A 1,419-nucleotide genomic window follows, 5' to 3' on the forward strand; every position below is an offset into this window, starting at 1 on the left:
TAATGCTCGCCACCCGCGCGGCCTTCAGCATGCCGGCGAGGCCGAATCCCACACCAATATCCAGCGACAGCCCGATATTGCCGGCCATGTCCGGCGGCGCCCGCATGGTCTCTGCGAGCTTCGTTGCGCCCTGCTGGGTCAGTGTTGCACTGTCGTGCCCGGTCCAGGCTTGTCGCATGCCGCGCCAGGCCGTGTCCGCGCCATGCATGCCGAACGCGATACAGCCAGCTTTCGTCACGCCAGTCGGTTCCGGCGCAATGCACAGCACCCCGGCACCCACCATTTCCAGCACGCCGCCGACGATGTCCAGCCCGCCCTATAGGCGATTGGACATCATCTCTGTAGGACTGATCGACCGGTGCGCCAGCACCGCTGCCAGTTGCGGCGCGCTCATGACCACGCGCAAGCCGTCCATCTCGTCTGCCTGAGCCATCGGATTCCCCCCATGAAAAGAGAGGCCCGACGCTACCGACCCAGCGCCAGCGCACTATTGAGATGGCGCAAACCCACGCGGGAACAAGGAAATTTCGAGAGGACTACGATCGCTGACGCCAGCGTATCGCTCCCCTCTCCCCGCCCGGGTTGGAATGAAGAAGGGCGCCAAGGCGCCCTTTTTTTATAGGCTGGTGTGAATGAGATGCTCGACTTTCCGGAGGAACGCCTCGTGGCTGATTCCCCAGTCGATCTCTTCACCAAACTCCCTGCGATAGGCTTCTTCGATCGCGCCACGGTTTTCAGCCATGAACCTCTCAATATCCTGAATCACCCTCTTCCGCGTAGCGGGATCGGATTCCGAGATATATACCGCGATCAGATCCTCGATGCTGTCCCCAAACATATCGAAGTCCTGATTGAAATAGGCCCCAATCAACTGCCATAGCTCCGGGTATCGGGAATCAGTCATAAAATCAACTTATCGGAAATGCTGTCAGTACGAAGTAGGGCATTCCATTGTATTGCTCTCGCAATAGCACCACGCGAACTTTGCGAGCATCCTCCAATCTGCCCGTCGTCCGCAAAACAACCTTGCCAACAGGTTTGATCGTAGCGGCATCGAAGCGCAGCTTTGCCGCCCCGTAGCCCGCCGCCCATGTCTTTATCTGGCCACTATGGGCGCGCAACGCCTCCGAGATGGCGAACTCGGCTGTGCGCAGGTCCGTGAACGATGATGCCGCCGTTAACCGGGGCCCCTGCATCAACCTCGCTCGCAATTGCGCCTCCGTTTTCCCCACGTGCTTCGCAATCGTGTGCCCACCGGGACCTTTCAGCGATTTCGCCTCATGCTGCACCAGGTAAATCCGCCCGGCGGTAATGCTCGCCACCCGCGCGGCCTTCAGCATGCCGGCGAGGCCGAATCCCACACCAATATCCAGCGACAGCCCGATATTGCCGGCCATGTCCGGCGGCGCCCGCATGGTC

General features: G+C 60.4%; 2 protein-coding genes and 1 pseudogene. All 3 read right to left on the reverse strand.

Features of this window, described 5'->3' with window-relative positions; translation table 11 throughout:
• Positions 1-292: pseudogene (locus tag AC1DP9_RS27645) on the reverse strand (RNase A-like domain-containing protein); the annotation flags it as partial.
• Between the two features lie 324 nt (positions 293-616).
• Entirely contained in the window at positions 617-904 is a 288-nt protein-coding gene (locus AC1DP9_RS27650) for a contact-dependent growth inhibition system immunity protein (RefSeq protein ID WP_144203685.1), read from the reverse strand.
• Between the two features lie 4 nt (positions 905-908).
• Positions 909-1,419, reverse strand: a 511-nt coding sequence (locus tag AC1DP9_RS27655) for an RNase A-like domain-containing protein (RefSeq protein WP_477109066.1), incomplete at its 5' end; no start/stop codon positions are given.

Source organism: Cupriavidus sp. 01L43 (assembly GCF_056399925.1).